This window comes from Nonlabens sp. (genome assembly GCF_018401815.1).
In the GTDB taxonomy this organism is placed as follows: domain Bacteria; phylum Bacteroidota; class Bacteroidia; order Flavobacteriales; family Flavobacteriaceae; genus Nonlabens.
The window spans coordinates 1-1390 of sequence record NZ_JAGYKG010000026.1 but is presented as its reverse complement, the minus strand read 5'-3'; the positions used below and the strand labels follow the sequence as shown (position 1 = coordinate 1390).

2 protein-coding genes are annotated in these 1390 nt (G+C 43.2%); both read right to left on the bottom strand.

From position 1 onward, the window contains the following. On the bottom strand, nt 1-724 hold a 724-nt coding region (rfbA, locus tag KG732_RS12970; RefSeq protein WP_213524455.1), incomplete at its 3' end, for a glucose-1-phosphate thymidylyltransferase RfbA. Beyond that, entirely contained in the window at nt 721-1236 is a 516-nt protein-coding gene (locus KG732_RS12965) for a UpxY family transcription antiterminator (RefSeq protein ID WP_213524453.1), read from the bottom strand. The genes KG732_RS12965 and rfbA, both read right to left, overlap by 4 nt. Between the last annotated feature and the right edge of the window lie 154 nt (nt 1237-1390).

Here is a 1390-nt window from a genome sequence, read left to right as displayed (position 1 = left end):
GCTGTTCGATAACGCGCACGAATTCACTGGCATCGCTCAACGATTCAAACGTACCAGTATCAAGCCAAGCGGTTCCTGCTGGCAAAACAGACACTTTCAATTGCGCTTTCTCAAGATATACCCTATTTACATCGGTAATTTCGTATTCACCCCTTGCCGAGGGCTGCAAATTCTGGGCTATGGCAACCACACTATTATCATAAAAGTAAAGCCCTGGTACAGCAAATCGGGATTTGGGGGCTTTGGGCTTTTCTTCTATGCTAACGGCGTTGTGGTTTGAGTCAAATTCAACGACTCCGTAGCGCTCGGGGTCTGAAACTTTATAGGCGAAGACGCAAGCGCCATTTATTTCAGTAAGCTGTTTTAATTGGCGGCCAAGGCCTTGACCGTAGAAAATATTATCTCCGAGCACTAAAGCAACACTGTCGTTTCCAATAAATGAAGCTCCGATCACAAAGGCTTGGGCCAGCCCGTTGGGCACTTCTTGCGCGGCGTAGCTAATGTGGCAGCCGATTTGAGCGCCATCGCCTAGTAAGCGCATAAACTGAGGCTGATCTTCAGGGGTGGTTATTATGAGTATTTCGCGAATGCCCGCGAGCATAAGGGTAGAAAGCGGATAATAAATCATCGGCTTATCGTAAATAGGCATCAACTGCTTACTTATGGCCTTGGTTATGGGATAGAGGCGCGTACCAGAGCCTCCTGCGAGAATGATGCCTTTCATATACTTTTCGCTCTTGAAGGTTCTAATTTAGCCTTATCAACAGAAGCTACAAGATAGTACCCCATGCTTTCAATGAGCACTTTAACCTCTTTATTTCTTACCTCTAACACTTTGCCTTGTTGCCCCATGAAATTAGAAGCAGTGAAGGTGACATGTTGGTTCACCTGAAATTCGGCAGACTCTAAACGAACGGACTCATACTCGCCCAAAAACCGCTTGATCAATTCAATCTCATCTTCACGAACAATGGCGGGCTTTCTGTTCCAATACAGAAAACGCACAACCCCATCAAATTTTAGAATATCATACAGCTGACTGCCATTGATCTTAATAAACACATACGATCGAAAGAGCGGCTCTTCAACCACTTTATAGCGGTCGCTCCATTTGCGCCTAGTTTTGTTAAGCGGGCAATACACATCAAAACCTGCCTCTGATAGAGCCGAATGAACCTTCTTTTCGTTTCTAGGCTTAGAGTATATTACGTGCCATTGTTGTTGTTCTTCCTTCAATCGTTGAATTAAATTTTAAAAAGTCAAGTTAGAAATTGTTTGAAGGACTGTAAAACGATTCATCGCCAAATTCAAACAAAAAATAGGATTAAACTAAAATCATATAAAACCAACAAATGACGAAAAAGCAATAACTACCACAAAACATACCCTA